Source organism: Variovorax sp. 01T432 (genome assembly GCF_056398605.1).
Map to the genome: position 1 here is coordinate 1 of NZ_JBFTPS010000116.1, position 2662 is coordinate 2662.

Sequence of the window (2662 nt, forward strand, 5' to 3'; positions counted from 1 at the left end):
GACAGCGAGGACAGCGAGTTCGCGCTCGTGACGATCTGGGACACCACGGCGCTCAAGGGCCAGGTGGCGGTGATCGCGCTGGCCGGCCTGTGCGACGGCTGCAGCCCGTACAGCAGCACCAGCCCCCGCGCGTACTACGACTGGTGGCATGAGTGGATAGCGCCGTACCCCGGCCTGCCGAACATGGGCAACATCGCCTTCATGAAGATCCTGGGGTACGTCGACCTGCCGGAGATCGCCGCTCCCACCGAGATTGTCCAACGGCGATTTCATTGGCCTGGGCACGCCCTTGACCAACCAGGCCAATCGCCAGAGCTTTCTTCCAGGGGGCGTCAACTACGGCAGGTATGCCAAGGGCGGAGTCGCAGTTGTAATTTCAAAATCGGAGAGGAAGGCTGCTTTTATAGACCTGAAGCCGTTGTTTGCCTACATCAACAATATGTACTTTGGCGTCCCCCAGCCGATTTCGGTGCCGCGATGGCCAACCTGGGGCCCATGGACGCCCAGTGGCCTTACACCTTTGCGCAGGATGCGTCGCAGATGCCGAAAGTCATCGAGACGATCTCGCTTGCCGCGGCCCCCACCGCTGTCCGAACCACCTTGTTCGGCGCAACCCCGCGCGCCTGGGTCGCGACCCAGGACGGCACCCTGCACATCTTCAGCCTCGACGGCTATGCACCCGGCGCGGCGGCCAGTTCACCCACGGCGAGTGCCATCGCCGAAGTGGGGGTCGTCGGCGGTTTGGGCCGCAATCCGACCTCGCTGGCCATTTCCAAGGGAGAGCCCGATGACGGGAGCATCGAACCGATCAACCAGCAGGTCCTGGCAGCCTCGCGCGGCGACCGCCGGATTTCCTGGGTGCGGTTCACCGCCGATGGCAACAGCGGCAGCGTCGCGCGTACGCTGCAGGACGCCCGTCTGGTCGACCCGATCGCGGTCGAGGATGCCGACAACTTCGCGAACGTCGGTTACGTGTTGAGCGTGGCCGACTGCGGCGGGAGGGCGGTGAGGAACTTCCGCTATGGCCCAGTCGTGTTCGCGGACGGCGGCGCCTGCCCGCCGCCGAACGGCTGCCCGGTCATCCCCACCAACGGGATCCGGCAGGAATTCGGGGGAAGCATGGACCTGCCCGGCGCGCCGTTCCAGTTGTCAACGGCGAACGTGCCCTGAAGCCCGACACGGCGCACGGGCGGAAATGGTTTCGTCTCGTAACTATTTTGCGTTGAACTCGTCGCCATCCATGACGGTTGTAACAGTTCCCTGGGGAGCGGTGCACACACCGCGAAAGGAATTGCAAGAACGGTTGCTCGTAGGAGGTGTCCCACGTACAAACCACCATCTTTCGTAATCCTGAGGTGATTTTTTTGAAACTGGCAGACAAAAGTTCTCTTTTGCTCCTTATTGCGGCGGGCACTTTGGCCGGCTGCGGCGGTGGAGGGAGTAGTGGCACGGGCGCCGTTGGGGCGGGAACCCCCAACCAAGTGAGTTCGGCGGCCGACGGCGTGATGGTTGCCGACGCTGGCGTCGATTCCGCCACCGCGAGCCAGAGGGCCGCAGCGATGGTCGCCGTCAGCAACAGCTCCCGCTCGAAGACGCCAGTGCCCGTGCCGGAAAAAGGCACGGCTACCGTCGCAGCGACATCCACAACGACATTTGTGCAAGTGGCGAATGAGGGCCAGATCTTCACTGTGCCAAGCTACACCGAAGTGCGTTTTGGCAGTGGCAGCAGCTGGGTGCAGAGAGGCGTGCCGGCCAATTCGCCAGTGATGTGCAGCGCCGACGTGTTCGGCAACCCCGGCGTGCCCGCCCCGCGCGTTTGCCAAGCGGTCACCACCGCACCGGCAACGGCGCCGGCTCCGGCGCCAGCGCCCGCTCCGGCACCAGCGCCCGCTCCGGCACCAGCGCCCGCTCCGGCACCAGCGCCGGCTCCGGCACCAGCGCCTGCTCCGGCACCTGCACCTGCACCCGCAGGTTATGTGCAGGTCGCGGCCGAGGGTGGGATCATGACTTTGCCGAGCTATGCGGACGTGCGCTTTGGCAGCGGTAGCAATTGGGTGCAGCGAGGTGTGCCTGCCAATGTGGCGGTGATGTGCAGCATCGACGTGTTTGGCGACCCCGGCGTGCCCGCCCCGCGCGTGTGTCAGACGGTGGGTACGGCACCTGCTCCCGCGCCAGCACCGGCTCCCGCGCCAGCTCCCGCTCCGGCTCCGGCTCCCGCGCCAGCTCCGGCTCCGGCTCCGGCGCCAGCTCCGGCTCCCGCACCGGCACCGGCACCCGCCCCTGTGTCCGGCGACGTCATCGACAGTTCGGGAAATGTCATCGCGACCAACTACCGCAGCATGGCGTCCCAATTGAGCACGGACGTCGGCATCGCCTATCGCTTCGGCCCCGATGCCGCGTCCTACGGCGTGAGCAACACCGGCCTGCCGACGCTATTCAAGCGCACCGACACTCAGCTCGGGGGCGCAGCACCGGCATACCAGTTCTACTGGCAGGTTGGCGGCCCGCCGAGCAGCAACGCCGGCGCGTACTCCACGAACCAGTCCAACTCGGTGTTCGTGGCCGACAACGCGTCGCTGAACGTGGGCGTGACCGATTTCCAGGTCTCGGGCTACATGTACAACACCTTCGCGCAGTCGCCCCAGCTCAGCTGGACCATGAC

2 protein-coding genes and 1 pseudogene are annotated in these 2662 nt (G+C 65.9%); 2 read left to right on the top strand and 1 reads right to left on the bottom strand.

All coding sequences use genetic code 11. The features are described 5' to 3' along the window. Positions 1-1170: pseudogene (locus tag AC1DNF_RS35395) on the top strand (hypothetical protein); the annotation flags it as partial. 657 nt (positions 1171-1827) lie between these two features. Here AC1DNF_RS35395 and AC1DNF_RS35400 read toward each other — a convergent pair. Further along, positions 1828-1965 (bottom strand): hypothetical protein, encoded by a 138-nt coding sequence (locus AC1DNF_RS35400; RefSeq protein ID WP_478153572.1) that lies wholly within the window; start codon positions 1963-1965, stop codon positions 1828-1830. A 386-nt stretch (positions 1966-2351) separates the two neighbouring features. Between AC1DNF_RS35400 and AC1DNF_RS35405 the strand changes: the two genes are divergently transcribed. Beyond that, the coding region (locus AC1DNF_RS35405; protein ID WP_478153574.1) for a hypothetical protein at positions 2352-2662 on the top strand (311 nt) is incomplete at its 3' end.